Origin of the sequence: Staphylococcus croceilyticus (assembly GCF_002902575.1) — a bacterium.
GTDB classification, from domain to species: domain Bacteria; phylum Bacillota; class Bacilli; order Staphylococcales; family Staphylococcaceae; genus Staphylococcus; species Staphylococcus croceilyticus.
Genome location: NZ_PPRD01000133.1, coordinates 1 through 636 on the forward strand (window position 1 = coordinate 1; position 636 = coordinate 636).

Here is a 636-nt window from a genome sequence, read left to right on the forward strand (position 1 = left end):
ATAACAACTTAATATTATCAATTAATCTTAATCTATTTATCAATTAAAACAATATTTTATCAATTATTTTCTTTCATCATTAATAAAGAATGACTTTTCATAATCATTTGGTTGATGCCAATGCGTCTTCCACATTCTATTACGGTTATTAGCAAATAAGTTATAGCCGAAATTTCTAATTGGAAGTGGCACCACTCTAATTAAGAATCCTAGCCATTTAAAATTTGGTAATTTCGTGATTAAAGTAGCAATTGCTGTAGATTTATATTCTAAATGATCACCTTGTTGTAATATGACGCTATTTCTATTTTTAGCTTCAGGATGTTGTTTAAATAAATTTTGACCCGCTTCACTATTTAAAGTCGTAAATTCATAACTTTTTGGTAAGCCATTTTGAATTAACCAAATACAATAGTTATAGCAGTATACACATTTTCCATCATAATAAATGATTGGCATACCATTTCACCTTCCTCATAGTCATATAATTAATATTCCTTTAAAAAACTATTTTAAACACAAAAAACACCATCTAATAGTTACAGAAATTGGTTCTACGCAAACATCGGTTGATAAATAAAAAAATTATTTAATTATAATTAGATTAAGCGACAAAGAGGAAATCAGACTTTTTTA

General features: G+C 26.3%; 1 protein-coding gene. It reads right to left on the minus strand.

All coding sequences use genetic code 11. The annotated features are described in order from the left end of the window. Window positions 1-63 precede the first annotated feature (63 nt). Complete coding sequence (locus tag CD128_RS11365) at window positions 64-459, minus strand: thiol-disulfide oxidoreductase DCC family protein (RefSeq protein WP_103329980.1); 396 nt, start codon at window positions 457-459, stop codon at window positions 64-66. Window positions 460-636: the final 177 nt, after the last annotated feature.

What these genes read in the sequence shown, in the direction of transcription:
- CD128_RS11365 (WP_103329980.1), bottom strand. Translation starts at nt 459, where the DNA reads ATGCCAATCATTTATTATGATGGAAAATGTGTATACTGCTATAACTAT.